This window comes from Pseudomonas putida (assembly GCF_003228315.1).
Lineage (GTDB): Bacteria > Pseudomonadota > Gammaproteobacteria > Pseudomonadales > Pseudomonadaceae > Aquipseudomonas > Aquipseudomonas putida_S.
Genome location: NZ_CP029693.1, coordinates 3,606,821 through 3,631,214, shown reverse-complemented (window position 1 = coordinate 3,631,214; position 24,394 = coordinate 3,606,821). Strand labels below are relative to the sequence as shown.

The 24,394-nt window shown below is 55.1% G+C and carries 34 protein-coding genes; all 34 read left to right on the top strand.

Annotated elements, in window-relative coordinates; genetic code table 11:
• The first annotated feature begins 30 nt into the window (after nt 1-30).
• The 34 genes from rpoC to DKY63_RS16795 all read left to right on the top strand — a co-directional run bounded on the left by rpoC (nt 31) and on the right by DKY63_RS16795 (nt 24,280).
• The gene (gene rpoC / locus DKY63_RS16960) at nt 31-4,230 is read left to right on the top strand and encodes a DNA-directed RNA polymerase subunit beta' (protein WP_110965134.1); all 4,200 of its coding nucleotides are present in this window, start codon (nt 31-33) and stop codon (nt 4,228-4,230) included.
• A 216-nt stretch (nt 4,231-4,446) separates the two neighbouring features.
• Complete coding sequence (gene rpsL / locus DKY63_RS16955) at nt 4,447-4,818, top strand: 30S ribosomal protein S12 (protein WP_003186084.1); 372 nt, start codon at nt 4,447-4,449, stop codon at nt 4,816-4,818.
• Between the two features lie 109 nt (nt 4,819-4,927).
• Nucleotides 4,928-5,401: a 30S ribosomal protein S7 gene (gene rpsG / locus DKY63_RS16950; protein WP_007957592.1), complete on the top strand. Its 474-nt coding sequence runs from the start codon at nt 4,928-4,930 to the stop codon at nt 5,399-5,401.
• Nucleotides 5,402-5,431: 30 nt separating this feature from the next.
• Nucleotides 5,432-7,537 (top strand): elongation factor G, encoded by a 2,106-nt coding sequence (gene fusA / locus DKY63_RS16945; protein ID WP_110965133.1) that lies wholly within the window; start codon nt 5,432-5,434, stop codon nt 7,535-7,537.
• 30 nt (nt 7,538-7,567) lie between these two features.
• A complete protein-coding gene (tuf, locus tag DKY63_RS16940) occupies nt 7,568-8,761 on the top strand; it encodes an elongation factor Tu (RefSeq protein ID WP_010220303.1) in 1,194 nt (397 codons plus the stop codon).
• A 157-nt stretch (nt 8,762-8,918) separates the two neighbouring features.
• Nucleotides 8,919-9,230, top strand: a complete 312-nt coding sequence (rpsJ, locus tag DKY63_RS16935; RefSeq protein ID WP_003186070.1) for a 30S ribosomal protein S10 — start codon at nt 8,919-8,921, stop codon at nt 9,228-9,230.
• 80 nt (nt 9,231-9,310) lie between these two features.
• On the top strand, nt 9,311-9,946 hold the full coding sequence (gene rplC / locus DKY63_RS16930) for a 50S ribosomal protein L3 (protein ID WP_110965132.1): 636 nt from the start codon (nt 9,311-9,313) through the stop codon (nt 9,944-9,946).
• A 12-nt stretch (nt 9,947-9,958) separates the two neighbouring features.
• Nucleotides 9,959-10,561: a 50S ribosomal protein L4 gene (gene rplD / locus DKY63_RS16925; RefSeq protein ID WP_110965131.1), complete on the top strand. Its 603-nt coding sequence runs from the start codon at nt 9,959-9,961 to the stop codon at nt 10,559-10,561.
• Nucleotides 10,558-10,857: a 50S ribosomal protein L23 gene (gene rplW, locus DKY63_RS16920; RefSeq protein WP_002555488.1), complete on the top strand. Its 300-nt coding sequence runs from the start codon at nt 10,558-10,560 to the stop codon at nt 10,855-10,857. The genes rplD and rplW overlap by 4 nt, the downstream gene beginning before the upstream one ends.
• A gap of 14 nt (nt 10,858-10,871) precedes the next feature.
• Nucleotides 10,872-11,696, top strand: coding sequence for a 50S ribosomal protein L2 (gene rplB / locus DKY63_RS16915; protein WP_007924198.1), 825 nt, complete (start codon nt 10,872-10,874; stop codon nt 11,694-11,696).
• A gap of 16 nt (nt 11,697-11,712) precedes the next feature.
• Nucleotides 11,713-11,988, top strand: a complete 276-nt coding sequence (gene rpsS / locus DKY63_RS16910) for a 30S ribosomal protein S19 (protein ID WP_002555486.1) — start codon at nt 11,713-11,715, stop codon at nt 11,986-11,988.
• 11 nt (nt 11,989-11,999) lie between these two features.
• The gene (gene rplV, locus DKY63_RS16905) at nt 12,000-12,332 is read left to right on the top strand and encodes a 50S ribosomal protein L22 (protein WP_003103908.1); all 333 of its coding nucleotides are present in this window, start codon (nt 12,000-12,002) and stop codon (nt 12,330-12,332) included.
• Nucleotides 12,333-12,345: 13 nt separating this feature from the next.
• Complete coding sequence (gene rpsC / locus DKY63_RS16900) at nt 12,346-13,032, top strand: 30S ribosomal protein S3 (protein WP_007970424.1); 687 nt, start codon at nt 12,346-12,348, stop codon at nt 13,030-13,032.
• Between the two features lie 12 nt (nt 13,033-13,044).
• Nucleotides 13,045-13,458 (top strand): 50S ribosomal protein L16, encoded by a 414-nt coding sequence (gene rplP, locus DKY63_RS16895; protein ID WP_003228729.1) that lies wholly within the window; start codon nt 13,045-13,047, stop codon nt 13,456-13,458.
• Nucleotides 13,458-13,649 (top strand): 50S ribosomal protein L29, encoded by a 192-nt coding sequence (gene rpmC, locus DKY63_RS16890; RefSeq protein ID WP_002555481.1) that lies wholly within the window; start codon nt 13,458-13,460, stop codon nt 13,647-13,649. The genes rplP and rpmC overlap by 1 nt, the downstream gene beginning before the upstream one ends.
• 2 nt (nt 13,650-13,651) lie before the next feature.
• On the top strand, nt 13,652-13,918 hold the full coding sequence (rpsQ, locus tag DKY63_RS16885) for a 30S ribosomal protein S17 (RefSeq protein ID WP_003176419.1): 267 nt from the start codon (nt 13,652-13,654) through the stop codon (nt 13,916-13,918).
• A 23-nt stretch (nt 13,919-13,941) separates the two neighbouring features.
• On the top strand, nt 13,942-14,310 hold the full coding sequence (gene rplN, locus DKY63_RS16880; protein WP_002555479.1) for a 50S ribosomal protein L14: 369 nt from the start codon (nt 13,942-13,944) through the stop codon (nt 14,308-14,310).
• Nucleotides 14,311-14,321: 11 nt separating this feature from the next.
• On the top strand, nt 14,322-14,636 hold the full coding sequence (gene rplX / locus DKY63_RS16875) for a 50S ribosomal protein L24 (protein ID WP_003186046.1): 315 nt from the start codon (nt 14,322-14,324) through the stop codon (nt 14,634-14,636).
• 20 nt (nt 14,637-14,656) lie between these two features.
• A complete protein-coding gene (gene rplE, locus DKY63_RS16870) occupies nt 14,657-15,196 on the top strand; it encodes a 50S ribosomal protein L5 (RefSeq protein ID WP_003210069.1) in 540 nt (179 codons plus the stop codon).
• 13 nt (nt 15,197-15,209) lie between these two features.
• Nucleotides 15,210-15,515, top strand: coding sequence for a 30S ribosomal protein S14 (gene rpsN / locus DKY63_RS16865; RefSeq protein ID WP_003228726.1), 306 nt, complete (start codon nt 15,210-15,212; stop codon nt 15,513-15,515).
• 209 nt (nt 15,516-15,724) lie between these two features.
• Nucleotides 15,725-16,117 (top strand): 30S ribosomal protein S8, encoded by a 393-nt coding sequence (gene rpsH / locus DKY63_RS16860; RefSeq protein ID WP_003228724.1) that lies wholly within the window; start codon nt 15,725-15,727, stop codon nt 16,115-16,117.
• A gap of 12 nt (nt 16,118-16,129) precedes the next feature.
• Entirely contained in the window at nt 16,130-16,663 is a 534-nt protein-coding gene (rplF, locus tag DKY63_RS16855) for a 50S ribosomal protein L6 (RefSeq protein WP_110965130.1), read from the top strand.
• A 10-nt stretch (nt 16,664-16,673) separates the two neighbouring features.
• Nucleotides 16,674-17,024 (top strand): 50S ribosomal protein L18, encoded by a 351-nt coding sequence (gene rplR, locus DKY63_RS16850; protein ID WP_003186037.1) that lies wholly within the window; start codon nt 16,674-16,676, stop codon nt 17,022-17,024.
• Between the two features lie 3 nt (nt 17,025-17,027).
• Entirely contained in the window at nt 17,028-17,528 is a 501-nt protein-coding gene (gene rpsE, locus DKY63_RS16845; protein WP_110965129.1) for a 30S ribosomal protein S5, read from the top strand.
• Between the two features lie 2 nt (nt 17,529-17,530).
• Nucleotides 17,531-17,707 (top strand): 50S ribosomal protein L30, encoded by a 177-nt coding sequence (gene rpmD, locus DKY63_RS16840; RefSeq protein ID WP_003176408.1) that lies wholly within the window; start codon nt 17,531-17,533, stop codon nt 17,705-17,707.
• Between the two features lie 3 nt (nt 17,708-17,710).
• Nucleotides 17,711-18,148: a 50S ribosomal protein L15 gene (gene rplO, locus DKY63_RS16835; protein WP_011336169.1), complete on the top strand. Its 438-nt coding sequence runs from the start codon at nt 17,711-17,713 to the stop codon at nt 18,146-18,148.
• Nucleotides 18,149-19,477, top strand: a complete 1,329-nt coding sequence (secY, locus tag DKY63_RS16830) for a preprotein translocase subunit SecY (protein ID WP_003228718.1) — start codon at nt 18,149-18,151, stop codon at nt 19,475-19,477.
• Nucleotides 19,478-19,504: 27 nt separating this feature from the next.
• Nucleotides 19,505-19,621: a 50S ribosomal protein L36 gene (gene rpmJ / locus DKY63_RS16825; protein ID WP_002555468.1), complete on the top strand. Its 117-nt coding sequence runs from the start codon at nt 19,505-19,507 to the stop codon at nt 19,619-19,621.
• Nucleotides 19,622-19,751: 130 nt separating this feature from the next.
• Nucleotides 19,752-20,108 carry a 30S ribosomal protein S13 gene (gene rpsM / locus DKY63_RS16820; RefSeq protein ID WP_009045849.1) on the top strand — a complete coding sequence of 119 codons (357 nt, stop codon included), beginning with the start codon at nt 19,752-19,754 and terminating at the stop codon, nt 20,106-20,108.
• Between the two features lie 30 nt (nt 20,109-20,138).
• On the top strand, nt 20,139-20,528 hold the full coding sequence (rpsK, locus tag DKY63_RS16815; RefSeq protein ID WP_002555466.1) for a 30S ribosomal protein S11: 390 nt from the start codon (nt 20,139-20,141) through the stop codon (nt 20,526-20,528).
• Nucleotides 20,529-20,546: 18 nt separating this feature from the next.
• Nucleotides 20,547-21,167, top strand: a complete 621-nt coding sequence (gene rpsD / locus DKY63_RS16810; RefSeq protein WP_110965128.1) for a 30S ribosomal protein S4 — start codon at nt 20,547-20,549, stop codon at nt 21,165-21,167.
• Between the two features lie 22 nt (nt 21,168-21,189).
• Entirely contained in the window at nt 21,190-22,191 is a 1,002-nt protein-coding gene (locus DKY63_RS16805; protein WP_007924176.1) for a DNA-directed RNA polymerase subunit alpha, read from the top strand.
• Nucleotides 22,192-22,233: 42 nt separating this feature from the next.
• Nucleotides 22,234-22,620, top strand: a complete 387-nt coding sequence (gene rplQ, locus DKY63_RS16800; protein WP_110965127.1) for a 50S ribosomal protein L17 — start codon at nt 22,234-22,236, stop codon at nt 22,618-22,620.
• Between the two features lie 205 nt (nt 22,621-22,825).
• Nucleotides 22,826-24,280 (top strand): catalase, encoded by a 1,455-nt coding sequence (locus DKY63_RS16795; RefSeq protein WP_110965126.1) that lies wholly within the window; start codon nt 22,826-22,828, stop codon nt 24,278-24,280.
• Nucleotides 24,281-24,394: the final 114 nt, after the last annotated feature.

Below are 24,394 nucleotides of genomic sequence, written 5' to 3'. Positions count from 1 at the left end.
CCGCTCTCTGCTCCGCCAGGAGGAAAGGCCTTGAAAGACCTACTGAATTTGCTGAAAAACCAGGGTCAAGTCGAAGAGTTCGACGCCATCCGTATTGGGTTGGCATCGCCTGAGATGATCCGCTCGTGGTCGTTCGGTGAAGTTAAAAAGCCGGAAACCATCAACTACCGTACGTTCAAGCCTGAGCGTGACGGCCTGTTCTGCGCCAAGATCTTTGGCCCGGTCAAGGATTACGAGTGCCTGTGCGGTAAGTACAAGCGCTTGAAGCATCGCGGCGTGATCTGCGAGAAGTGCGGCGTTGAAGTTGCACTGGCAAAAGTTCGTCGTGAGCGCATGGCGCACATCGAACTGGCCTCGCCGGTTGCCCACATTTGGTTCCTGAAATCGCTGCCGTCCCGTATCGGCCTGCTGATGGACATGACCCTGCGTGATATCGAGCGCGTTCTCTATTTCGAGAGCTACGTCGTTATCGATCCAGGCATGACCACCCTTGAGAAAGGTCAGCTGCTGAATGACGAGCAGTACTTCGAAGCGCTGGAAGAGTTCGGCGACGATTTCGATGCCCGCATGGGTGCCGAAGCTGTCCGTGAGCTGCTGCACGCTATCGACCTGGAGCACGAGATTGGCCGTCTGCGTGAAGAAATTCCGCAAACCAACTCCGAAACCAAGATCAAGAAGCTGTCCAAGCGTCTGAAGTTGATGGAGGCCTTCCAGGGCTCCGGCAACCTGCCAGAGTGGATGGTGTTGACCGTTCTGCCGGTTCTGCCGCCAGATCTGCGTCCACTGGTTCCGCTGGATGGCGGTCGCTTCGCGACGTCCGACCTCAACGATCTGTATCGTCGAGTGATCAACCGTAACAACCGTTTGAAGCGCCTGCTTGATCTGTCCGCTCCGGACATCATCGTGCGCAACGAAAAGCGTATGTTGCAGGAAGCTGTGGATGCACTGCTCGACAACGGTCGTCGTGGTCGCGCTATCACTGGTTCCAACAAGCGTCCTCTGAAATCCCTGGCTGACATGATCAAGGGTAAGCAGGGTCGTTTCCGTCAGAACCTGCTCGGTAAGCGTGTTGACTACTCCGGTCGTTCGGTAATTACCGTAGGTCCGACCCTGCGTCTGCACCAGTGCGGTCTGCCGAAGAAAATGGCTCTCGAGCTGTTCAAACCGTTCATTTTCGGCAAGCTGGAAATGCGTGGTCTAGCGACCACCATCAAAGCGGCCAAGAAGATGGTTGAGCGCGAGCTGCCGGAAGTTTGGGACGTTCTCGCTGAAGTGATTCGCGAACACCCGGTTCTTCTTAACCGTGCACCGACCCTTCACCGTCTGGGTATCCAGGCGTTTGAACCAGTACTGATCGAGGGTAAGGCTATCCAGCTGCACCCGTTGGTCTGTGCTGCGTACAACGCCGACTTCGACGGCGACCAAATGGCCGTGCACGTACCGCTGACACTGGAAGCCCAGCTGGAAGCGCGCGCGTTGATGATGTCGACCAACAACATTCTGTCGCCAGCCAACGGTGAGCCAATCATCGTTCCGTCGCAGGACGTTGTATTGGGTCTGTACTACATGACTCGTGAAGCGATCAATGCCAAGGGCGAAGGTCGTGTGTTCGCGGATCTGCAGGAAGTTGACCGTGTGTTCCGTGCTGGTGAAGCCGCACTGCACGCGAAAGTCAAAGTGCGAATCAGCGAAACCGTCAACGATCGTGATGGCGGCAGCGTGACCAACACTCGTATTGTCGACACCACCGTCGGCCGTGCGCTGCTGTTCCAGGTTGTGCCAAAAGGTCTGTCGTACGATGTCGTCAACTTGCCGATGAAGAAGAAGGCGATCTCCAAGCTGATCAACCAGTGCTACCGCGTGGTTGGTCTGAAAGAGACCGTGATCTTCGCTGACCAGTTGATGTACACCGGTTTTGCCTATTCGACCATTTCCGGCGTTTCCATCGGTGTTAACGACTTCGTTATCCCTGATGAAAAAGCCCGCATCATCGGTACTGCTACCGACGAAGTGAAAGAGATCGAAAGCCAATACGCTTCCGGCCTGGTTACCCAGGGCGAGAAGTACAACAAGGTGATCGACCTCTGGTCCAAGGCGAACGACGAAGTTTCCAAGGCTATGATGGCCAACCTCTCGAAAGAGAAGGTCATCGACCGTCATGGCGACGAAGTGGATCAGGAATCCTTCAACTCGATGTACATGATGGCCGACTCGGGTGCGCGGGGTTCTGCTGCGCAGATCCGTCAGCTCGCCGGTATGCGTGGTCTGATGGCCAAGCCGGACGGTTCCATCATCGAGACGCCGATTACTGCGAACTTCCGTGAAGGTTTGAGCGTACTCCAGTACTTCATCTCTACTCACGGTGCTCGTAAGGGTCTGGCGGATACCGCATTGAAAACTGCGAACTCCGGTTACCTGACTCGTCGTCTGGTAGACGTGGCGCAGGATCTGGTTGTGACCGAGATCGATTGCGGCACCGAGCATGGCCTGCTGATGACACCGCACATTGAAGGCGGTGACGTTGTAGAGCCGCTGGGTGAGCGCGTATTGGGTCGTGTTATTGCCCGTGACGTTTTCAAGCCGGGTACCGAGGACGTCATCGTTCCTGCTGGCACTCTGGTAGACGAGAAGTGGGTTGAATTCATCGAGCTGAACAGCATCGACGAAGTGATCGTGCGTTCTCCAATCAGTTGCGAAACCCGCTACGGCATTTGCGCCAAGTGCTACGGCCGTGATCTGGCTCGTGGTCACCAGGTGAACATCGGTGAATCGGTCGGCGTTATTGCCGCCCAGTCCATCGGTGAGCCGGGTACCCAGCTGACGATGCGTACATTCCACATCGGTGGTGCGGCAAGCCGGACCTCTGCAGCCGACAGCGTTCAGGTGAAGAATGGCGGTACCGTCCGTCTGCACAACCTGAAGCACGTTGAGCGAGTGGATGGTCACCTGGTCGCTGTGTCCCGTTCCGGTGAGCTGGCGATTGCTGACGACTTCGGTCGTGAGCGCGAGCGTTACAAGCTGCCGTACGGTGCTGTTATTTCGGTTAAGGAAGGTGACAAGGTTGATGCTGGCGCGATCGTCGCCAAGTGGGACCCGCACACTCACCCGATCGTTACCGAAATGAAAGGTACCGTGACCTACGTGGGCATGGAAGAAGGCATCACGATCAAGCGTCAGACAGACGAATTGACCGGTATGACCAACATTGAAGTACTCGATCCTAAAGATCGTCCAGCTGCGGGCAAGGACATCCGTCCTGCCGTGAAGATGGTCGACGACAACGGCAAGGATCTGTTGCTGCCAGGCACTGACGTTATCGCTCAGTACTTCCTGCCAGCCAACGCCCTGGTCGGTGTGGCGGACGGTGCGAAAATCGCGATCGGTGATGTTATCGCTCGTATTCCGCAAGAGACTTCGAAGACCCGTGACATCACCGGTGGTCTGCCGCGTGTTGCTGACTTGTTCGAAGCTCGTCGTCCGAAAGAAGCCTCGATTCTGGCCGAAGTCAGCGGCACCATCGCGTTCGGTAAAGAGACCAAAGGCAAGCGCCGTCTGGTTATCACCCCGAACGACGGTAGCGATCCGTATGAAGAGTTGATTCCGAAGTGGCGTCACCTGAACGTCTTCGAAGGCGAGCAAGTGAACCGCGGCGAAGTTATCTCTGACGGTCCAAGCGATCCACACGACATCCTGCGTCTGCTGGGTGTGAGTGCGCTGGCCAAGTACATTGTTAACGAGATCCAGGACGTTTACCGTCTGCAAGGCGTGAAGATCAACGATAAGCACATCGAGACCATCCTGCGTCAGATGCTGCGTAAAGTTGAAATCTCCGAGTCCGGCGATTCCAGCTTCATCAAGGGCGACCAGATGGAACTGACTCACGTACTGGTAGAGAACGAGCGTTTGAGCGCGGAAGACAAGTTTGTCGCCAAGTTCACCCGTGTTCTGCTGGGTATCACCAAGGCGTCGCTGTCCACCGAATCGTTCATCTCGGCGGCTTCCTTCCAGGAAACCACTCGCGTACTGACCGAAGCGGCGGTAACCGGCAAGCGTGACTACCTGCGCGGCCTGAAAGAAAACGTGGTCGTGGGTCGTCTGATCCCGGCCGGTACCGGCCTGGCGTATCACAGCGAGCGTAAGCGTCGCCGTGATGCTGACAAGCCGTTGCGCGTCAGCGCCAGTGAGGTGGAAGCTGCACTGACCGAAGCGCTGAACTCGAGCGGTAACTGAGTTCTGCGGTAAATGAGCGTAAGGCCCTGGTCGCTCCGTTCATCGAATCGAGATAAATTGTCGAGGTTGGATGAGCGGGGAGGGCGGGGCCTTGCCTTGACTGGGGGCAGGATCCTCTTTAGACTCTTGTACCCCTAAATTTGGCGGGGATTCGTTCCTGCCATTTTGCTTTTCTTGCAAGACAATAGCGTCGCAAGACAACAGTGGAGCTAGTAGATGGCAACTATCAACCAGCTGGTACGTCAGCCGCGTAAGCGTATCGTCGAGAAATCCGACGTGCCTGCGCTGCAGAACTGCCCGCAACGTCGTGGCGTGTGCACCCGTGTGTACACCACTACGCCGAAAAAACCTAACTCGGCATTGCGTAAAGTATGCCGTGTGCGTCTGACCAACGGTTTCGAGGTTTCCTCGTACATCGGTGGTGAAGGCCACAACCTGCAAGAGCACAGCGTGGTACTGATCCGCGGCGGTCGTGTAAAAGACTTGCCAGGTGTTCGTTACCACACCGTTCGCGGCTCCTTGGATACTTCCGGCGTTAAAGGCCGTAACCAGGGTCGTTCGAAGTACGGTACCAAGCGTCCGAAGTAATCGGTCGCTCTGCAGTTATCTATTTTATTGAGTCGATAAGAGTAAGGTCGGGCACGCATCTTTCGAGATCTGTTCCGAGCTAACCTGAAGACCGTTTGAGGGCTTATCAATGCCAAGACGTCGCGTAGCAGCAAAGCGTGAGATTCTGGACGATCCGAAATACGGAAGCCAAATCCTCGCCAAATTCATGAACCACGTTATGGAAAGCGGCAAGAAAGCCGTTGCCGAGCGTATTGTTTATGGTGCCCTGGAAACCGTTGCGGCTCGCAAGACCGGCACCGATCCCCTGGAACTCTTCGAAAAAGCACTCGACGCCATCGCTCCGCTGGTCGAAGTGAAGTCGCGCCGCGTTGGTGGTGCTACTTACCAGGTTCCGGTCGAGGTTCGTCCTTCCCGTCGTAACGCTCTGGCAATGCGCTGGTTGGTAGACTTCGCCCGTAAGCGTGGCGAGAAGTCTATGGCTCTGCGTTTGGCTGGCGAGCTGCTGGATGCCGCTGAAGGTAAAGGTGCTGCAGTTAAGAAGCGTGAAGACGTGCACCGTATGGCTGAAGCTAACAAGGCTTTCTCGCACTACCGCTTCTAATTTTAGCGTCACTAATTTTGCGAGGGCTTTATGGCTCGTACTACACCGATTAATCGCTACCGTAACATTGGTATCGTAGCTCACGTGGATGCTGGTAAAACCACCACCACCGAGCGCGTCCTTTTTTACACTGGCAAAAGTCACAAAATGGGCGAGGTGCATGACGGCGCCGCAACCACAGACTGGATGGTGCAGGAGCAGGAGCGTGGTATTACCATTACTTCTGCTGCCATTACCGCCTTCTGGCAGGGTTCCGCCAAGCAGCACAAGGACCAGTACCGCTTCAACGTCATCGATACCCCGGGTCACGTAGACTTCACTATTGAAGTTGAGCGTTCCCTGCGTGTACTCGATGGCGCGGTCGTTGTGTTCTGTGGTACTTCCGGTGTTGAGCCTCAGTCCGAAACCGTATGGCGTCAAGCCAACAAGTACGGCGTTCCGCGTATTGTTTATGTGAACAAGATGGACCGTGCTGGCGCAAACTTCCTGCGCGTGATCGGTCAGATCAAGCAGCGTCTGGGTCACACTCCGGTGCCAATCCAGTTGGCTATCGGTTCCGAAGACAACTTCCAGGGTCAGATCGATCTGATGACCATGGAAGCGGTTTACTGGAACGATGCTGACAAGGGCATGACGCCGCGTCGCGAAGCTATCCCTGCAGAGCTGCAGGAGCTGGCTGAAGAGTGGCGTAACAACATGGTAGAGGCTGCTGCCGAAGCCAGCGAAGAGCTGATGAACAAGTATCTCGAAGGCGAAGAGCTCTCCGTCGAGGAAATCAAGGCTGCTCTGCGTCAGCGTACCATCGCTGGTGAGATCGTCCTGGCTGTTTGTGGTTCTTCGTTCAAGAACAAGGGTGTTCCCCTGGTTCTCGACGCCGTTATCGACTTCCTGCCTGCGCCAACCGACATTCCTGCTATCAAGGGTTCCAACCCTGATAACGAGGAAGAGGAAATGGAGCGTCATGCAGACGACAACGAGCCGTTCTCGGCTCTGGCGTTCAAGATCGCTACCGACCCATTCGTGGGTACCTTGACCTTTGTTCGTGTTTACTCGGGCGTGCTGGCCTCCGGCGACGGCGTGATCAACTCGGTTAAAGGCAAGAAAGAGCGTGTGGGTCGTATGGTGCAGATGCACGCAAACGCCCGCGAAGAAATCAAGGAAGTGCGCGCTGGCGACATCGCGGCCTTGATCGGCATGAAGGACGTCACCACTGGTGAAACTTTGTGCAACGCTGAACAGCCAATCATCCTGGTTCGTATGGACTTCCCGGAGCCGGTAATTTCGGTTGCCGTAGAGCCTAAGACCAAGGATGACCAGGAAAAAATGGGTATCGCACTGGGCAAACTTGCTCAGGAAGACCCGTCTTTCCGCGTCAAGACTGATGAAGAGACTGGTCAAACGATCATCTCCGGCATGGGCGAGCTGCACTTGGACATCCTGGTTGACCGGATGCGCCGTGAGTTCAACGTCGAAGCCAACATCGGTAAGCCTCAGGTTTCCTATCGTGAGCGCATCACGAAGAACTGTGAGATCGAAGGCAAGTTCGTTCGTCAGTCCGGCGGTCGTGGCCAGTTCGGCCATTGCTGGATTCGTTTTGCTCCTGCTGACGAAGGTCAGGAAGGCCTGCAATTCTTGAACGAAGTAGTGGGTGGTGTGGTTCCTAAGGAATACATCCCGGCTATCCAGAAGGGTATCGAAGAGCAGATGAAGAACGGCGTTGTCGCCGGCTATCCGCTGATCGGCCTGAAGGCTACCGTGTTTGATGGTTCTTACCACGACGTCGACTCGAACGAGATGGCGTTTAAGGTGGCTGCTTCCATGGCGACCAAGCAACTGGCCCAGAAGGGCGGCGGTGAGTTGCTTGAGCCGATCATGGCGGTAGAGGTTGTTACGCCTGAAGACTATATGGGTGACGTGATGGGCGACCTTAACCGTCGTCGCGGCATGATTTTGGGTATGGAAGACACGGTCTCCGGTAAAGTAATTCGTGCCGAAGTTCCGCTGGGCGAGATGTTCGGTTATGCGACCGACGTTCGTTCCATGTCCCAGGGTCGCGCAAGCTACTCTATGGAATTCAAAAAATACAATACAGCTCCGTCGCACATCGTCGAAACTGTAACCAAAAAACAAGGCTGATTCAGTCCTTTAGGCAAGGAGTTAATTGTCGTGGCTAAAGAAAAATTTGATCGTTCCCTACCGCACGTAAACGTTGGCACCATCGGTCACGTTGACCATGGTAAAACCACTCTGACCGCTGCTCTGACTCGCGTCTGCTCCGAAGTTTTCGGTTCGGCCGTAGTTGAATTCGACAAGATCGACAGCGCTCCAGAAGAAAAAGCTCGCGGTATCACCATCAACACCGCACACGTTGAATACAACTCGAACATTCGTCACTACGCTCACGTTGACTGCCCGGGTCACGCTGACTACGTGAAGAACATGATCACCGGTGCTGCCCAGATGGACGGCGCGATCCTGGTTTGCTCGGCCGCCGATGGTCCGATGCCACAAACCCGTGAGCACATCCTGCTGTCCCGTCAGGTAGGCGTTCCGTACATCGTGGTTTTCCTGAACAAGGCTGACCTGGTAGACGACGCTGAGCTGCTGGAACTGGTTGAGATGGAAGTTCGCGACCTGCTGTCCACCTACGACTTCCCAGGCGATGACACTCCGATCATCATCGGTTCCGCTCGTATGGCGCTGGAAGGCAAAGACGACAACGAAATGGGCACTACCGCTGTTAAGAAGCTGGTAGAGACTCTGGATAGCTACATCCCAGAGCCAGAGCGTGCTATCGACAAGCCATTCCTGATGCCAATCGAAGACGTATTCTCGATCTCTGGTCGCGGTACTGTTGTGACTGGCCGTATCGAGCGCGGTATCGTTCGCGTTCAAGACGCTCTGGAAATCGTTGGTCTGCGTGACACCACCACCACCACCTGCACCGGTGTTGAGATGTTCCGCAAGCTGCTGGACGAAGGTCGTGCTGGTGAGAACTGCGGCGTTCTGCTGCGTGGTACCAAGCGTGACGACGTTGAGCGTGGTCAGGTTCTGGTTAAGCCGGGTTCGGTTAAGCCGCACACCAAGTTCACCGCAGAAGTTTACGTTCTGAGCAAGGAAGAAGGCGGTCGTCACACTCCGTTCTTCAAAGGCTACCGTCCACAGTTCTACTTCCGTACTACTGACGTGACCGGTAACTGCGAACTGCCAGAAGGCGTTGAAATGGTAATGCCAGGTGACAACATTCAGATGACTGTTACCCTGATCAAAACCATCGCAATGGAAGACGGTCTGCGTTTCGCAATCCGCGAAGGCGGCCGTACCGTTGGTGCTGGCGTTGTAGCCAAAATCATCGAGTAATCTCTTTTTTGAGATGGCTTTGATGCTTTGAAAAAGCCCCCGCTCAGCGGGGGCTTTTTTATTGGGTTGACACCCATCTGGGGCGTCTATAGAATTGCGCCTCCTTTTAACGGGCGTATTGCGCCCGGTGGGAATAGCAGCCGGAGTCTGAAATCCAATGCAAAATCAGCAAATCCGTATCAGGTTGAAGGCTTTCGACCATCGCCTGATCGACCAATCAACCCAGGAAATCGTGGAAACCGCGAAACGTACTGGTGCTCAAGTGCGTGGTCCAATTCCACTGCCTACCCGTAAAGAGCGGTTCACCGTTCTGGTCTCCCCGCACGTCAACAAAGACGCGCGTGACCAGTACGAGATCCGTACTCATAAGCGCGTTCTGGACATCGTCCAGCCAACGGATAAAACCGTTGACGCACTTATGAAGCTTGATCTTGCGGCCGGTGTGGAAGTGCAGATCAGCCTCGGCTAAGACTCGGTCTTGGTCGTGTAACGCTCTGAAATGGGCGGCCATAGCGGGTGAAAGCCCCGTACACTCATGAGGTTTACAACATGACTATTGGTGTAGTCGGTCGAAAAGCGGGTATGACCCGTATTTTCACCGAAGAAGGTGTCTCCATTCCGGTCACGGTCATTGAGATCGAGCCGAATCGCGTCACCCAGTTCAAAACTGAAGAGACCGATGGCTATCGTGCAGTGCAAGTCACTGTCGGCGAGCGTCGTGCTTCGCGTGTAACAGCAGCTCAGGCTGGCCACTTCGCCAAGGCGAACGTTGCTGCCGGTCGTACCGTATTGGAATTCCGTCTTGAAGAAGGCGAGTACCAGGCCGGCGATCTGATCAACGCTGAAATCTTCGCCGCTGGTCAGCTGGTTGATGTAACCGGTCAGTCCAAAGGTAAAGGTTTCCAGGGTACGATCAAGCGTTGGAATTTCCGCGGGCAAGATAACACCCACGGTAACTCCGTATCCCACCGCGTTCCAGGCTCTATCGGCCAGTGCCAGACTCCTGGTCGTGTATTCAAGGGCAAGAAAATGTCCGGTCATATGGGCGCTGAGCGCGTGACCGTGCAGTCCCTTGAAGTAGTGCGCGTGGACGCTGAACGCAATCTGTTGTTGGTCAAGGGCGCTGTTCCTGGCGCTACTGGCGGCAACGTGGTTGTACGTCCAGCAGCCAAGGCTCGCGGTTAAGGGGAAGCTGACATGCAATTAAATGTAAATGACGCTCAAGCGATCGAAGTTTCCGAACTGACATTTGGCGGCGAATTCAACGAGACGCTGGTTCACCAAGCAGTCGTGGCCTACATGGCTGGCGGCCGTCAGGGTAGCAAGCAGCAAAAGACCCGTTCCGACGTTTCCGGTGGCGGCAAGCGCCCATGGCGTCAGAAAGGTACTGGCCGTGCTCGTGCCGGTACTATCCGTAGCCCAATCTGGCGTGGCGGCGGTACCACTTTCGCAGCTCGTCCTCAGGATCACTCCCAAAAGCTGAACAAGAAGATGTATCGCGCAGCAATGCGTTCCATCCTTGCTGAGCTGGTGCGTACTGATCGTCTGGTTGTGGTTCAGGATTTCGCTGTTGAAACTCCGAAAACCAAAGATCTGCTGGGCAAGCTGAGCAACATGAGCCTGACCGATGTTCTGATCGTGTCGGACGCTGTTGATCAGAACCTGTACCTGGCTGCTCGCAACCTGCCGCACGTTGATGTTCGTGACGTGCAAGGTTCCGATCCAGTTAGTCTGATCGCATACGACAAGGTGTTGATCACCGTGTCGGCCGTGAAGAAATTCGAGGAGCTGCTGGGATGAACCAGGAACGCGTATTTAAAGTTCTGCTTGGCCCGCACGTTTCCGAGAAGGCTACGGTTCTGGCAGACAAGAAAGGCCAGTTCGTTTTCAAGGTTGCTACTGATGCAACCAAGCTGGAAATCAAGAAGGCCGTCGAAAGCCTGTTCAGCGTGAAAGTAGAGCGCGTAACTACCCTGAACGTTCTGGGTAAGAGCAAGCGCACTGCTCGCGGTCTGGGCAAGCGTAATGACTGGAAGAAGGCAGTTATCTCCCTTCAGCCAGGCCAAGATCTCGATTTCAGCAGCAGTGCTGAGTAAGGAAGGGGTGCATCATGGCAATCGTTAAATGCAAACCGACTTCCCCTGGCCGCCGTTTTGTGGTCAAGGTGGTCAACCAGGAGCTGCATAAAGGCGCTCCTCACGCACCGCTGCTCGAGAAGAAGTCGAAGTCTGGTGGTCGTAACAACAATGGCCGTATTACCACTCGTCACGTTGGTGGTGGTCATAAGCAGCATTACCGTCTGGTCGACTTCCGTCGCAACGACAAAGATGGCATCGCTGCCACTGTCGAGCGTATCGAATACGATCCAAACCGTACTGCTCACATCGCTCTGCTGCTGTACGCAGATGGCGAGCGTCGCTACATCATTGCCCCTAAAGGCGTGAGTGCTGGCGACCAGCTGATCGCAGGTGCTTTGGCGCCGATCAAGCCGGGTAACGCTCTGCAGCTGCGCAACATTCCAGTTGGTAGCACCGTACACGGCATCGAATTGAAGCCAGGTAAAGGCGCGCAGATCGCTCGCTCCGCTGGTGCTTCGGCTCAGCTGATCGCTCGTGAAGGCGTGTACGTTACCCTGCGTCTGCGTTCCGGTGAAATGCGTAAAGTCCTGGCTGAATGCCGTGCGACCCTGGGCGAAGTCTCGAACTCCGAGCACAGCCTGCGTTCGCTGGGTAAAGCTGGTGCCAAACGCTGGCGTGGCGTTCGCCCAACCGTTCGTGGTGTTGCCATGAACCCGGTTGACCACCCACATGGTGGTGGTGAAGGTCGTACCTCTGGTGGTCGTCATCCGGTATCGCCATGGGGCTTCCCGACTAAGGGCGCGAAGACTCGTGGTAATAAGCGTACCGACAAAATGATCGTCCGTCGTCGCAAGTAAATAGAGGGATACGACAGTGCCACGTTCTCTGAAAAAAGGTCCTTTTATCGATCTTCACCTACTGAAGAAGATCGAAGTGGCGGCGGAGAAGAACGATCGCAAACCAGTGAAAACCTGGTCGCGCCGTTCGATGATCCTGCCACAAATGGTCGGTCTGACCATCGCAGTACACAACGGTCGTCAGCACGTCCCAGTTCTCGTGAACGAAGACATGGTCGGCCACAAACTGGGCGAGTTCGCCGGTACCCGCACTTATCGCGGGCACGTGGCAGACAAGAAAGCCAAGCGTTAAGGGGTTAGGAAATGGAAGTAGCCGCTAAGTTGTCGGGCGCTCGAATCTCCGCCCAGAAAGCCCGCTTGGTCGCCGACCAGATCCGCGGGAAGAAGGTGGGCGAAGCGCTCAACCTGTTGGCTTTCAGCAGTAAGAAAGCCGCCGAGATCATGAAGAAAGTGCTGGAGTCGGCCGTAGCCAACGCCGAGCATAACGAAGGCGCAGACGTTGATGACCTGAAGGTCAGCACTGTTTTCGTCAACGAAGGGCGTTCGCTGAAGCGCATCATGCCACGTGCCAAAGGCCGTGCTGATCGCATCGTCAAGCGGTCTTGCCATATCACTGTCAAGGTTGCTGACAAGTAACGGAGTCGAAGAGATGGGTCAGAAAGTACATCCCATTGGCATTCGCCTGGGAATCGTCAAGGAGCACACCTCCGTCTGGTACGCAGACGGTCGGACTTATGCGGACTATTTGCTCGCAGATCTGAATGTGCGTGAGTATCTCCAAGACAAACTAAAAAGCGCGTCCGTAAGCCGTATCGATATCCATCGTCCGGCCCAAACTGCACGCATCACCATCCACACCGCTCGTCCAGGTATCGTTATCGGGAAGAAAGGTGAGGATGTTGAGAAGCTGCGTCAGGACCTGACCAAGCAAATGGGTGTGCCTGTGCACATCAATATCGAAGAGATCCGCAAGCCGGAACTCGACGGTATGCTGGTTGCGCAGAGCGTAGCTCAGCAGCTGGAGCGTCGCGTAATGTTCCGTCGCGCTATGAAACGCGCAGTACAGAACGCCATGCGCATTGGTGCCAAAGGCATCAAAATCCAAGTGAGCGGTCGTCTCGGCGGTGCTGAAATCGCACGTACTGAATGGTATCGCGAAGGTCGTGTGCCACTGCACACCCTGCGTGCCGACATCGACTATGCCAACTACGAAGCTCACACCACCTACGGTGTGATCGGTGTAAAGGTTTGGATCTTCAAAGGCGAAGTAATCGGTGGTCGCCAAGAAGAGCTGAAGCCACAAGCACCAGCGCCTCGTAAAAAAGCTGCTAAGTAAGGGGTACGCCAAATGTTGCAACCAAAGCGTACGAAGTTCCGCAAGCAGATGACCGGCCACAACCGTGGTCTGGCACTGCGCGGTAGCAAAGTCAGCTTCGGCGAGTTCGCGCTGAAGTCTGTTGCTCGTGGTCGTCTCACCGCTCGTCAGATCGAGTCAGCGCGTCGTGCTCTGACCCGTCACGTAAAACGTGGCGGCAAGATCTGGATCCGTGTATTCCCGGACAAGCCTATTTCCAAAAAACCACTCGAAGTTCGGATGGGTAAAGGTAAGGGTAACGTCGAATACTGGGTTGCCCAGATTCAGCCAGGCAAAGTCCTGTATGAAATCGAGGGTGTTTCTGAAGAGCTGGCGCGTGAGGCTTTCGCCCTGGCTGCTGCAAAGCTGCCGCTCGCCACCTCCTTTGTTAAACGGACGGTGATGTGATGAAAGCGAATGAACTTCGTGAAAAATCCGCACAGCAGCTGAACGAGCAACTGCTCGGCTTGCTGCGCGACCAGTTCAATCTGCGCATGCAGAAAGCAACTGGCCAGTTGGGGCAGTCTCATCTGCTCTCGCAAGTTAAGCGTGACATCGCTCGCGTGAAGACTGTGCTCAACCAGCAGGCAGGTAAGTAATCATGGCTGAAGCCGAAAAGACTGTCCGTACGCTGACTGGCCGTGTTGTCAGCGACAAGATGGACAAAACCATCACCGTTCTGATCGAGCGTCGCGTAAAGCACCCGATCTACGGTAAATACGTTAAGCGTTCGACTAAGCTGCACGCGCACGACGAAACCAATCAGTGCCACATCGGCGACAAAGTCACTATTCGTGAAACTCGTCCTTTGGCCAAGACCAAGTCTTGGGCGCTGGTTGATGTTCTCGAACGCGCTGTGGAAGTCTAAGGACTAGGGGTCGGAGAAATTATATGATTCAGACTCAATCCATGCTCGATGTGGCCGATAACAGCGGCGCTCGCCGCGTTATGTGCATCAAGGTGCTGGGTGGCTCCCATCGTCGTTACGCTGGTATCGGTGACATCATCAAGGTAACCGTCAAGGAAGCAATTCCTCGCGGTAAAGTGAAAAAAGGCCAAGTGATGACTGCTGTTGTAGTCCGCACTCGTCACGGCGTACGTCGTGCTGATGGCTCCATTATCCGCTTTGATGGCAACGCTGCTGTTCTTCTGAACAACAAGCAAGAGCCGATCGGCACCCGTATCTTTGGGCCAGTGACCCGTGAACTTCGTACTGAGAAGTTCATGAAGATCGTCTCGCTCGCCCCAGAAGTGCTGTAAGGAGATCCGACATGCAAAAGATTCGTCGTGACGACGAGATCATCGTGATCGCCGGCAAAGACAAAGGTAAGCGCGGTAAGGTGCTGAAGGTTCTTGCTGACAACCGTCTGGTTGTTGGTGGTCTGAACCTGGTCAAGCGTCATACCAAGCCTAACCCGATGTCGGGCGTACAGGGCGGTATCGTCGAGAAAGAAGCGCCACTGCACGCTTCCAACGTCGCCATCTTCAACGGCGAAACCAACAAGGCTGACCGCGTTGGTTTCAAAGTAGAAGACGGTAAGAAAATTCGTGTCTTCAAGTCGACCCAAAAAGCGGTTGATGCTTGAACACTGCTAGGTAGAAGACCATGGCACGACTAAAAGAGATTTACCGGAAGGAAATCGCACCGAAACTTAAGGAAGAACTTAAGCTTTCGAACGTGATGGAAGTTCCGCGCGTTACCAAGATCACCCTGAACATGGGTCTGGGCGAAGCGATCGGCGACAAAAAAGTCATCGAGCACGCTGTTGCTGACCTGGAAAAGATCACCGGCCAGAAAGTCGTTGTGACCTACGCTCGCAAATCCATCGCTGGCTTCAAAGTCCGTGAAGGTTGGCCGATCGGCGTCAAAGTGACCCTGCGCCGTGAGCGTATGTACGAGTTCCTGGATCGTCTGCTGTCGATCTCCCTGCCTCGGGTTCGCGACTTCCGCGGCCTGAATGCCAAGTCCTTCGATGGTCGTGGTAACTACAGCATGGGCGTGAAAGAGCAGATCATTTTCCCAGAAATCGACTACGACAAGATCGATGCTCTCCGCGGTCTGGACATTACCCTGACCACCACTGCCAAGAACGATGACGAAGGCCGCGCTCTGCTGCGTGCTTTCAAATTCCCGTTCCGCAACTGATTGGAGTAGGAAAATGGCCAAGAAGAGCATGAAAAACCGTGAGCTGAAGCGTCAGCTCACCGTTGCCAAGTACGCCACCAAGCGTGCAGCGCTGAAAGCTATCATCGTCGATCTGAACGCAAGTCCAGAAGCGCGTTGGGAAGCCACCGTAGCTCTGCAGAAGCAACCACGTGACGCCAGCGCTTCGCGCATGCGTAACCGTTGCCGCCTGACTGGTCGTCCGCACGGCGTTTACCGCAAGTTCGGCCTGGGCCGTAACAAACTGCGTGAAGCCGCAATGCGTGGTGACGTGCCAGGTCTGGTTAAAGCCAGCTGGTAAGCACTGTCAAAGTCTCGGCGTTCAGGTTCGCAAGTTCCTGACCGCCGGTGGCCTTGAATCTGAATCAAGCCCCTCATGGGGCTTGATTCATTTCTGGGGTGTGTCTAGAATACCCGGCTCGCCTGAGCCCGTGTTTTTCATGCCCGGAGATTCTCGGCGACACGTAGTAGCCGCAAGGCTAATTTTTCTGTATTAGGAGCGTCTAGCCCATGAGTATGCAGGACCCGTTAGCGGACATGCTAACTCGAATCCGTAATGCCCAGATGGCTGAAAAGTCCGTCGTAAGCATGCCATCTTCCACGTTGAAGGTAGCTGTTGCCAAAGTCCTGAAGGACGAAGGCTACATTGCGGGTTATCAGATCAGCAGCGAAACCAAACCACTGCTGTCTATCGAGCTGAAATACTTCGAAGGCCGTCCGGTTATCGAAGAAGTCAAGCGCGTTAGCCGTCCAGGCTTGCGTCAGTACAAGTCCGTCGAAGATCTGCCGAAAGTTCGTGGCGGTCTGGGCGTGTCTATCGTCTCCACCAACAAAGGTGTGATGACTGATCGTGCTGCGCGCGCTGCCGGTGTCGGCGGCGAAGTTCTTTGCACTGTGTTCTAAGGGGGGATAAGCATGTCTCGCGTCGCTAAGAACCCCGTTAAGCTGCCAGCCGGCGTCGAAGTAAAATTCGCAGGCCAACAGCTTTCGGTGAAGGGTGCCAAGGGCACTCTTGAACTGAACATCCATTCGTCCGTTGAGATCGTTGAAGAAGCTGGTGAGCTGCGTTTTGCTGCTCGCAACGGCGATCAACAGACTCGCGCAATGGCCGGTACCACTCGTGCACTGGTTAACAACATGGTCCAAGGCGTAAGCCAAGGCTTCGAGCGTAAGCTCCAGCTGGTCGGTGTTGGTTACAAGGCGCAAGCAAAAGGCACAGTGCTGAACCTGTCTCTTGGCTTCTCGCATCCAGTGGATTACGAACTGCCGGCAGGCATCACCGCTGAGACTCCTAGCCAGACCGATATCCTGATTAAGGGCATCGACAAGCAGCTGGTAGGTCAAGTGGCCGCCGAGATCCGCGACTTCCGTCCACCAGAGCCGTACAAAGGCAAAGGTGTGCGCTACGCGGACGAAGTCGTCCGTCGTAAAGAAGCCAAGAAGAAGTAGGGCATAGCAAATGACCGACAAAAAAGTTACTCGACTGCGTCGCGCTCGCAAAGCACGCCTGAAAATGCACGAACTCGAAGTCGTGCGTCTCTGCGTGTTCCGCTCTTCGCAGCACATCTACGCCCAGGTCATTTCGGCCGACGGCAACAAAGTCCTGGCAAGCGCCTCGACTTTGGACAAAGAACTGCGTGATGGTGCCACCGGCAACATTGACGCGGCCACTAAGGTTGGCCAGCTGGTCGCTACGCGTGCTAAGGCCGCTGGCGTCTCGCAGGTGGCTTTCGACCGCTCTGGCTTCAAGTACCACGGCCGCGTTAAGGCGCTGGCTGATGCTGCTCGTGAAGCTGGGCTGGAGTTCTAAGTTATGTCAAATAACGACCAAAAGCGCGACGAAGGCTACATCGAGAAGCTGGTTCAAGTTAACCGCGTAGCCAAAACCGTTAAAGGCGGCCGTATCTTCACTTTCACCGCGTTGACCGTGGTTGGTGATGGTAAAGGGCGTGTTGGCTTCGGCCGTGGCAAGTCGCGTGAAGTGCCTGCTGCGATCCAGAAGGCAATGGAAGCTGCTCGCCGCAACATGATCCAGGTTGATCTGAACGGCACTACTCTGCAGTACTCCACGAAGTCTGCTCACGGCGCTTCGAAGGTTTACATGCAGCCTGCTTCTGAAGGTACCGGTATCATCGCTGGCGGCGCTATGCGTGCCGTTCTCGAAGTTGCTGGCGTTCAGAACGTTCTGGCCAAGTGCTATGGCTCGACTAACCCGGTAAACGTGGTTCACGCCACTTTCAAAGGTTTGAAGGCAATGCAGTCTCCTGAGTCCATTGCTGCCAAGCGCGGCAAAAGCGTCAAGGAGATCTTCTGATCATGGCTACCGTTAAAGTTACGCTGATCAAAAGCATGACCGGCCGTATCCCTAACCACAAACTGTGCGTTAAGGGTCTGGGTCTGCGTCGCATCGGTCACACTGTAGAAGTCCAGGATACTCCCGAGAATCGCGGGATGATCAACAAGGCTTACTACATGCTGCGTGTCGAGGGTTAATCGATGAAACTCAATGATCTGAGTCCAGCGCCGGGTTCCCGTCGCGAAAAGCATCGTCCGGGCCGTGGTATCGGTAGTGGTTTGGGTAAGACTGGTGGCCGTGGTCACAAAGGTCAGACTTCCCGCTCCGGTGGCACCATTGCTCCAGGCTTTGAAGGCGGTCAACAGCCGCTGCATCGTCGCCTGCCGAAATTCGGTTTCGTTTCCCTGAAGGCCATGGACCGCGCAGAAGTGCGTCTGTCCGAGCTGGCTAAAGTGGAAGGCGACATCGTCACCGTGCAGTCCCTGAAAGATGCCAACGTGATCAACGTCAACGTACAGCGCGTGAAAATCATGCTGTCCGGTGAAGTGGCTCGCGCTGTAACCATCGGAAAGGGAATCGGCGCCACCAAGGGTGCGCGTGCGGCTATCGAAGCAGCTGGCGGCAAGTTCGAGGAATAAATGGCTAAGCAAGGTGCTCTCTCTGCGCTCGGCAAAGGCGGTATGTCTGAACTCTGGGCTCGTCTGCGTTTTCTGTTCCTGGCGATTATCGTCTACCGAATAGGCGCACACATCCCGGTTCCAGGTATCAACCCGGACCGACTCGCGGACCTGTTTCGACAGAATGAGGGGACCATTCTTAGCTTGTTCAACATGTTTTCCGGCGGCGCGCTGGAGCGCATGAGCATCTTTGCACTGGGGATCATGCCGTACATTTCGGCATCGATCATCATGCAGCTCATGACCGCTGTCAGCCCGCAGCTGGAACAGTTGAAGAAGGAAGGTGAAGCTGGCCGTCGCAAGATCAGCCAGTACACCCGCTACGGCACTGTCGTCCTCGCTCTCGTTCAGGCTATTGGCATGTCCATTGGTCTGGCGGGGCAGGGCGTAGCGTTCACTGGTGACTTTGGCTTCCATTTCGTCGCGGTATCCACCTTTGTGGCTGGTGCGATGTTCATGATGTGGCTGGGTGAGCAGATTACTGAGCGTGGTGTTGGCAACGGTATCTCGATGTTGATTTTTTCGGGTATCGTCGCCGGTCTTCCGAGAGCGATCGGGCAGTCTTTCGAGTCTGCGCGTCAGGGTGATATCAATATCTTCGCCCTGGTTGCCATCGGTTTGCTGGCAGTAGCGATTATCGGTTTCGTGGTGTTCATTGAGCGTGGTCAGCGTCGTATTGCTGTTCACTACGCCAAGCGTCAGCAGGGTCGCAAGGTCTTCGCTGCGCAGACTAGCCACTTGCCGTTGAAGGTGAACATGGCCGGTGTTATTCCGGCCATTTTCGCGAGCAGCATCTTGCTGTTCCCGGCTTCGTTGGGTGCCTGGTTCGGTCAGTCTGAAGGTATGGGCTGGTTGCAGGACATCTCGCAGTCGATCGCTCCTGGTCAGCCGTTGAATATTCTGCTGTTTAGTGCAGGGATTATTTTCTTCTGCTTCTTCTATACGGCGTTGATGTTCAATCCGAAAGACGTAGCGGAAAACCTGAAGAAGTCCGGTGCCTTTATTCCGGGTATCCGTCCAGGTGAGCAGTCTGCGCGCTACATTGATGGCGTTCTGACTCGCTTGACCATGTTCGGTGCCCTTTACATGACGGCCGTCTGCCTGCTGCCCCAGTTCCTGGTGGTTGCAGCCAACGTTCCGTTCTACCTTGGCGGGACCTCGTTGCTGATCGTGGTCGTGGTTGTGATGGACTTCATGTCCCAAGTACAATCGCACCTCGTTTCGCACCAGTACGAATCCCTGATGAAGAAAGCCAACCTGAAGGGTTACGGCAGCGGCATGTTGCGCTGAGTACCCATAAGGTTCGAGGAGTTGGTGATGAAAGTTCGTGCATCGGTGAAAAAGCTGTGCCGTAACTGCAAGATTATTCGCCGCGAAGGTGTTGTTCGAGTAATTTGCAGCGCGGAACCGCGTCACAAACAGCGCCAAGGCTGAGTGTGATTGTGCTTCAAGCCCGGTAGCTAGTGCGCTACCGGGTTGATTATTTGTTATTACAGCGATATTATCTCGCGCCCTATTTCTTGGCTTCCGGGGCGTAGGTAGCTGTCAATTGGAGTCCCACTGAATGGCCCGTATTGCAGGCGTTAACATTCCAGATAACAAGCATACTGTTATCTCGCTGACCTACATCTATGGTGTTGGTCGCACTACTGCACAGAAGATCTGTGCAGAGACTGGGGTAAACCCAGCAGCAAAGATCAAGGATCTGAGCGACGAGCAAATTGAACAGCTGCGTGGCGAAGTGGCGAAGTTCACCACTGAAGGTGACCTGCGTCGCGAAATCAACATGAAAATCAAGCGCTTGATGGACCTCGGTTGCTATCGCGGTCTGCGTCATCGTCGTGGTCTGCCAGTACGCGGTCAGCGTACCAAGACCAACGCGCGTACCCGTAAAGGTCCGCGTAAGCCGATCCGCAAGTAATCGCCCCAGCGAATCGACAGGAATTTAATCATGGCAAAACCTGCTGCTCGTCCTCGTAAAAAAGTTAAAAAGACAGTGGTTGATGGCATCGCCCACATCCATGCTTCTTTTAACAACACCATCGTGACCATTACCGACCGTCAAGGTAACGCTCTTTCCTGGGCTACCTCCGGTGGTTCGGGTTTCCGCGGCTCCCGCAAGTCCACCCCGTTTGCTGCTCAAGTAGCTGCTGAACGTGCTGGTCAAGCTGCGCTGGAATACGGCCTGAAAAACCTCGACGTAAACGTCAAGGGTCCAGGTCCAGGTCGTGAATCCGCAGTCCGCGCTTTGAACGGCTGTGGCTACAAGATCGCCAGCATCACCGACGTGACGCCAATCCCGCACAACGGGTGCCGTCCGCCGAAGAAGCGCCGCGTGTAATCCAGGAGATTGTAAAGAATGGCTCGTTACATTGGTCCAAAATGCAAACTCGCTCGTCGCGAAGGCACCGATCTCTTCCTGAAGAGCGGCGTGCGCGCGATCGAATCGAAGTGCAACATTGAAGCAGCACCTGGTATCCACGGCCAACGCCGCGGTCGCCAGTCCGATTACGGCACCCAACTGCGTGAAAAGCAGAAGGTCCGTCGTATCTACGGCGTTCTCGAGCGTCAATTCAGCGGCTACTACAAAGAAGCTGCTGGCAAGAAAGGTGCAACTGGCGAAAACCTGCTGCAGCTGCTCGAATGCCGTCTGGACAACGTTGTATACCGTATGGGCTTTGGTTCGACTCGTGCCGAATCCCGTCAGCTGGTATCGCACAAGTCGATCAGCGTAAACGGCAAAACCGTTAACGTTCCGTCCTACCAGGTTCGTGCTGGTGACGTGGTTGCTGTTCGCGAGAAAGCAAAAAACCAACTTCGCATTGTCCAAGCTCTCGATCTGTGTGCTCAACGTGGCCGCGTAGAGTGGGTAGAAGTAGACGCTGAGAAGAAGTCGGGCGTTTTCAAGAACGTTCCTGCTCGCAGTGATCTGTCCGCCGACATCAACGAAAGCCTGATTGTCGAGCTCTACTCCAAGTAAGGGCTAGAAAATAGGTGCATCCATGCAGATTTCGGTAAATGAGTTCCTGACACCCCGCCACATTGATGTGCAGGTTGTCAGTCCAACCCGCGCCAAAATCACTCTCGAGCCTCTCGAGCGTGGTTTTGGCCACACCCTGGGCAACGCGCTGCGCCGCATCCTGTTGTCCTCAATGCCCGGCTGCGCAGTAGTCGAGGCCGAGATTGACGGTGTGCTCCACGAGTACAGCGCCATCGAAGGTGTACAGGAAGACGTAATTGAAATCCTGTTGAACCTTAAAGGTCTGGCTATCAAGCTGCATGGCCGTGACGAAGTTACGCTGACCTTGTCGAAGAAGGGTTCGGGGGTGGTTACCGCTGCCGATATTCAGCTGGATCATGATGTCGAGATCGTTAATCCCGATCACGTAATCGCTAACCTGGCGTCTAACGGCGCCCTGAACATGAAGCTCGTAGTAGCTCGTGGTCGTGGTTATGAACCGGCCGACTCGCGTCAGAGCGATGAAGACGAAAGCCGCAGCATTGGTCGCTTGCAGCTTGACTCTTCGTTCAGCCCGGTTCGCCGTATCGCATACGTGGTGGAAAACGCCCGTGTCGAGCAGCGTACCAACCTGGACAAGCTGGTTATTGATCTGGAAACCAACGGTACTCTGGATCCTGAAGAGGCTATCCGCCGCGCTGCAACCATCCTGCAACAGCAGTTGGCTGCGTTCGTCGACCTCAAAGGTGACAGTGAGCCAGTGGTAATCGAGCAGGAAGACGAGATCGATCCGATCCTGCTTCGCCCGGTTGACGATCTGGAACTGACTGTACGTTCGGCTAACTGCCTTAAGGCGGAAAACATCTACTACATCGGCGACCTGATTCAGCGTACCGAAGTAGAGCTGTTGAAGACTCCGAACCTTGGCAAGAAATCCTTGACTGAAATCAAGGACGTTCTGGCCTCCCGCGGTCTGTCCCTCGGCATGCGCCTCGACAACTGGCCGCCTGCAAGTCTTAAGAAGGACGACAAGGCGACTGCCTGATCGTCGTAATCACCGAACGTAGTGTTTGGTAAGGAATGAACCATGCGTCATCGTAAAAGTGGGCGTCACCTGAGCCGCACCAGCTCGCACCGCAAGGCCATGTTCCAGAACATGGCGGTGTCGCTGTTCGAGCACGAGCTGATCAAAACTACTCTGCCAAAAGCCAAAGAACTGCGCCGCGTTGCCGAGCCGCTGATCACTCTGGCCAAGACAGACAGCGTTGCTAACCGTCGTCTGGCTTTCGACCGTACTCGTTCGAAAGCTATCGTAGGCAAGCTCTTCAACGACCTGGGCAAGCGTTACGCTACCCGTGAGGGTGGCTACCTGCGCATCCTCAAGTGCGGTTTCCGCGCTGGCGACAACGCGCCTATGGCGTACGTCGAGTTGGTTGATCGTGCTACCGGTGGTGAAGCTGTATCCGCTGAGTAAGACGTCAGTCTGAAACGAAAAAACCGGGCCTAGTGCCCGGTTTTTTTGTGCCTGATTCAATCGAAAAGCGCTTCTGCCACCACTTGGCATTGGTTTTTACTATCGATTTAGGTGAGTTAATGAATTAGCGGGTGTCATGTTCATCATCAATACTTCCTCTCAGCCGATTAGCCGGCAGTTCAAGACCGATAAAGGAAGAGATCGCATGAGCCATAACAAGATGCTTACCACTGCCAGTGGCGCTCCTGTCGCTGATAATCAGAATTCCCGTTCAGCCGGTCCACGTGGGCCGCTGTTGCTTGACGACTTCCATCTGATTGAGAAGTTGGCGCACTTCAACCGGGAGAACATTCCTGAGCGTCGTGTGCACGCCAAAGGTTCAGGGGCTTACGGTACGTTCACCGTTACCCGCGATATCACCCAATTCACCAGCGCCAAGCTATTTGAGTCAATCGGCAAACAAACCCCAACCTTCCTGCGATTTTCCACCGTGGGTGGTGAGCGCGGCTCGGCTGATACCGAGCGTGACCCGCGTGGCTTCGCATTGAAGTTCTACACCGAAGAAGGTAACTGGGACATTGTGGGTAACAACACGCCGGTGTTCTTTATCCGCGATCCTTTGAAATTCCCGGACTTTATCCACACCCAAAAACGTCTGCCGCAAAGCAACCTTAAAAGCGCGCAGGCGATGTGGGACTTCTGGTCGCATTCTCCTGAAGCGTTGCATCAGGTGACGATTCTGTTCTCGGACCGTGGCATCCCGGATGGCTATCGTCACATGCACGGCTTTGGCAGCCATACCTACAGCTTGATCAGCGCCAAGGGCGAGCGGCACTGGGTCAAGTGGCACTACAAGACCAAACAGGGAATCAAGAACCTGAGCCCAGCAGAGGCCGCTCGCCTGGCAGGTACCGATCCGGATTACGCGCAACGAGACTTGTTTGAAGCCATCGAGCGCGGTGATTTCCCGAAATGGAGTGTGTGCATCCAGCTCATGACGGAAGCCCAGGCCGCTGCGCATTATGAAAACCCGTTCGATGTGACCAAGACCTGGTCACAAAAAGAGTTTCCGCTGATCGAAGTCGGTGAACTGGAACTGAACCGGAACCCGCTCAACTACTTCGCGGAAGTCGAGCAGGCGGCATTCGGCCCAAGCAATATGGTGCCTGGCGTGGGGTTGTCGCCGGATCGCATGCTGCAGGGCCGGGTTTTCGCCTACGCCGATGCGCACCGCTACCGCGTGGGCACCAATCACCAACAGTTACCAGTGAACGCCCCGCGTAGCCCGGTCAATTCTTACCAGCGTGATGGTTCTATGGTATTCGGCGCCAATGGTGGCGCCGCACCGAACTACGAGCCCAACAGCTACGTCGACTCGCCAAAACAGACGCCTCATTACGCCGAGCCGCCGCTGGCTCTGGGTGGCGAAGCCACGCGCTACGACCATCGCGAAGATACTGACTACTACAGCCATGCAGGCGCGCTGTTCCGCCTGATGAGTGACGAACAAAAGTCATTGTTGGTCAGCAACATCGCAGGTGCGATGGCAGGCGTTTCAAACGACGTTGTAGACCGCCAATTGCAGCATTTCTTCAGGGCCGATCCTGCGTATGGAGAAGCAATCGCGAAGCTGCTCAACGTACAGCTTAACGAAGTCTAAATGAGAAGCAGAACCGCCCTTATTTGGGCGGTTTTTGCGTTATTTAAGCTGCTTTTCTCAGAACATCTTCGCTTTTATTGCGTTTGGCGAGTGACGATGTGGCGCAGTTGGTTC

What these genes read in the sequence shown, in the direction of transcription:
- rpmD (WP_003176408.1), top strand. Translation starts at nt 17,531, where the DNA reads ATGGCTACCGTTAAAGTTACGCTGATCAAAAGCATGACCGGCCGTATC.
- rpsJ (WP_003186070.1), top strand. Translation starts at nt 8,919, where the DNA reads ATGCAAAATCAGCAAATCCGTATCAGGTTGAAGGCTTTCGACCATCGC.
- rpsK (WP_002555466.1), top strand. Translation starts at nt 20,139, where the DNA reads ATGGCAAAACCTGCTGCTCGTCCTCGTAAAAAAGTTAAAAAGACAGTG.
- rpsQ (WP_003176419.1), top strand. Translation starts at nt 13,652, where the DNA reads ATGGCTGAAGCCGAAAAGACTGTCCGTACGCTGACTGGCCGTGTTGTC.
- rplD (WP_110965131.1), top strand. Translation starts at nt 9,959, where the DNA reads ATGCAATTAAATGTAAATGACGCTCAAGCGATCGAAGTTTCCGAACTG.
- DKY63_RS16795 (WP_110965126.1), top strand. Translation starts at nt 22,826, where the DNA reads ATGAGCCATAACAAGATGCTTACCACTGCCAGTGGCGCTCCTGTCGCT.
- rpsD (WP_110965128.1), top strand. Translation starts at nt 20,547, where the DNA reads ATGGCTCGTTACATTGGTCCAAAATGCAAACTCGCTCGTCGCGAAGGC.
- rplR (WP_003186037.1), top strand. Translation starts at nt 16,674, where the DNA reads ATGACCGACAAAAAAGTTACTCGACTGCGTCGCGCTCGCAAAGCACGC.
- rpmJ (WP_002555468.1), top strand. Translation starts at nt 19,505, where the DNA reads ATGAAAGTTCGTGCATCGGTGAAAAAGCTGTGCCGTAACTGCAAGATT.
- rpsM (WP_009045849.1), top strand. Translation starts at nt 19,752, where the DNA reads ATGGCCCGTATTGCAGGCGTTAACATTCCAGATAACAAGCATACTGTT.
- DKY63_RS16805 (WP_007924176.1), top strand. Translation starts at nt 21,190, where the DNA reads ATGCAGATTTCGGTAAATGAGTTCCTGACACCCCGCCACATTGATGTG.
- rplQ (WP_110965127.1), top strand. Translation starts at nt 22,234, where the DNA reads ATGCGTCATCGTAAAAGTGGGCGTCACCTGAGCCGCACCAGCTCGCAC.
- rplX (WP_003186046.1), top strand. Translation starts at nt 14,322, where the DNA reads ATGCAAAAGATTCGTCGTGACGACGAGATCATCGTGATCGCCGGCAAA.
- rplV (WP_003103908.1), top strand. Translation starts at nt 12,000, where the DNA reads ATGGAAGTAGCCGCTAAGTTGTCGGGCGCTCGAATCTCCGCCCAGAAA.
- rplF (WP_110965130.1), top strand. Translation starts at nt 16,130, where the DNA reads ATGTCTCGCGTCGCTAAGAACCCCGTTAAGCTGCCAGCCGGCGTCGAA.
- rpsH (WP_003228724.1), top strand. Translation starts at nt 15,725, where the DNA reads ATGAGTATGCAGGACCCGTTAGCGGACATGCTAACTCGAATCCGTAAT.
- fusA (WP_110965133.1), top strand. Translation starts at nt 5,432, where the DNA reads ATGGCTCGTACTACACCGATTAATCGCTACCGTAACATTGGTATCGTA.
- rpsG (WP_007957592.1), top strand. Translation starts at nt 4,928, where the DNA reads ATGCCAAGACGTCGCGTAGCAGCAAAGCGTGAGATTCTGGACGATCCG.
- rplO (WP_011336169.1), top strand. Translation starts at nt 17,711, where the DNA reads ATGAAACTCAATGATCTGAGTCCAGCGCCGGGTTCCCGTCGCGAAAAG.
- rpsC (WP_007970424.1), top strand. Translation starts at nt 12,346, where the DNA reads ATGGGTCAGAAAGTACATCCCATTGGCATTCGCCTGGGAATCGTCAAG.
- rpsE (WP_110965129.1), top strand. Translation starts at nt 17,028, where the DNA reads ATGTCAAATAACGACCAAAAGCGCGACGAAGGCTACATCGAGAAGCTG.
- rpsL (WP_003186084.1), top strand. Translation starts at nt 4,447, where the DNA reads ATGGCAACTATCAACCAGCTGGTACGTCAGCCGCGTAAGCGTATCGTC.
- rpsN (WP_003228726.1), top strand. Translation starts at nt 15,210, where the DNA reads ATGGCCAAGAAGAGCATGAAAAACCGTGAGCTGAAGCGTCAGCTCACC.
- rplN (WP_002555479.1), top strand. Translation starts at nt 13,942, where the DNA reads ATGATTCAGACTCAATCCATGCTCGATGTGGCCGATAACAGCGGCGCT.
- rplB (WP_007924198.1), top strand. Translation starts at nt 10,872, where the DNA reads ATGGCAATCGTTAAATGCAAACCGACTTCCCCTGGCCGCCGTTTTGTG.
- rplE (WP_003210069.1), top strand. Translation starts at nt 14,657, where the DNA reads ATGGCACGACTAAAAGAGATTTACCGGAAGGAAATCGCACCGAAACTT.
- rplC (WP_110965132.1), top strand. Translation starts at nt 9,311, where the DNA reads ATGACTATTGGTGTAGTCGGTCGAAAAGCGGGTATGACCCGTATTTTC.
- rpmC (WP_002555481.1), top strand. Translation starts at nt 13,458, where the DNA reads ATGAAAGCGAATGAACTTCGTGAAAAATCCGCACAGCAGCTGAACGAG.
- secY (WP_003228718.1), top strand. Translation starts at nt 18,149, where the DNA reads ATGGCTAAGCAAGGTGCTCTCTCTGCGCTCGGCAAAGGCGGTATGTCT.
- rplW (WP_002555488.1), top strand. Translation starts at nt 10,558, where the DNA reads ATGAACCAGGAACGCGTATTTAAAGTTCTGCTTGGCCCGCACGTTTCC.
- rplP (WP_003228729.1), top strand. Translation starts at nt 13,045, where the DNA reads ATGTTGCAACCAAAGCGTACGAAGTTCCGCAAGCAGATGACCGGCCAC.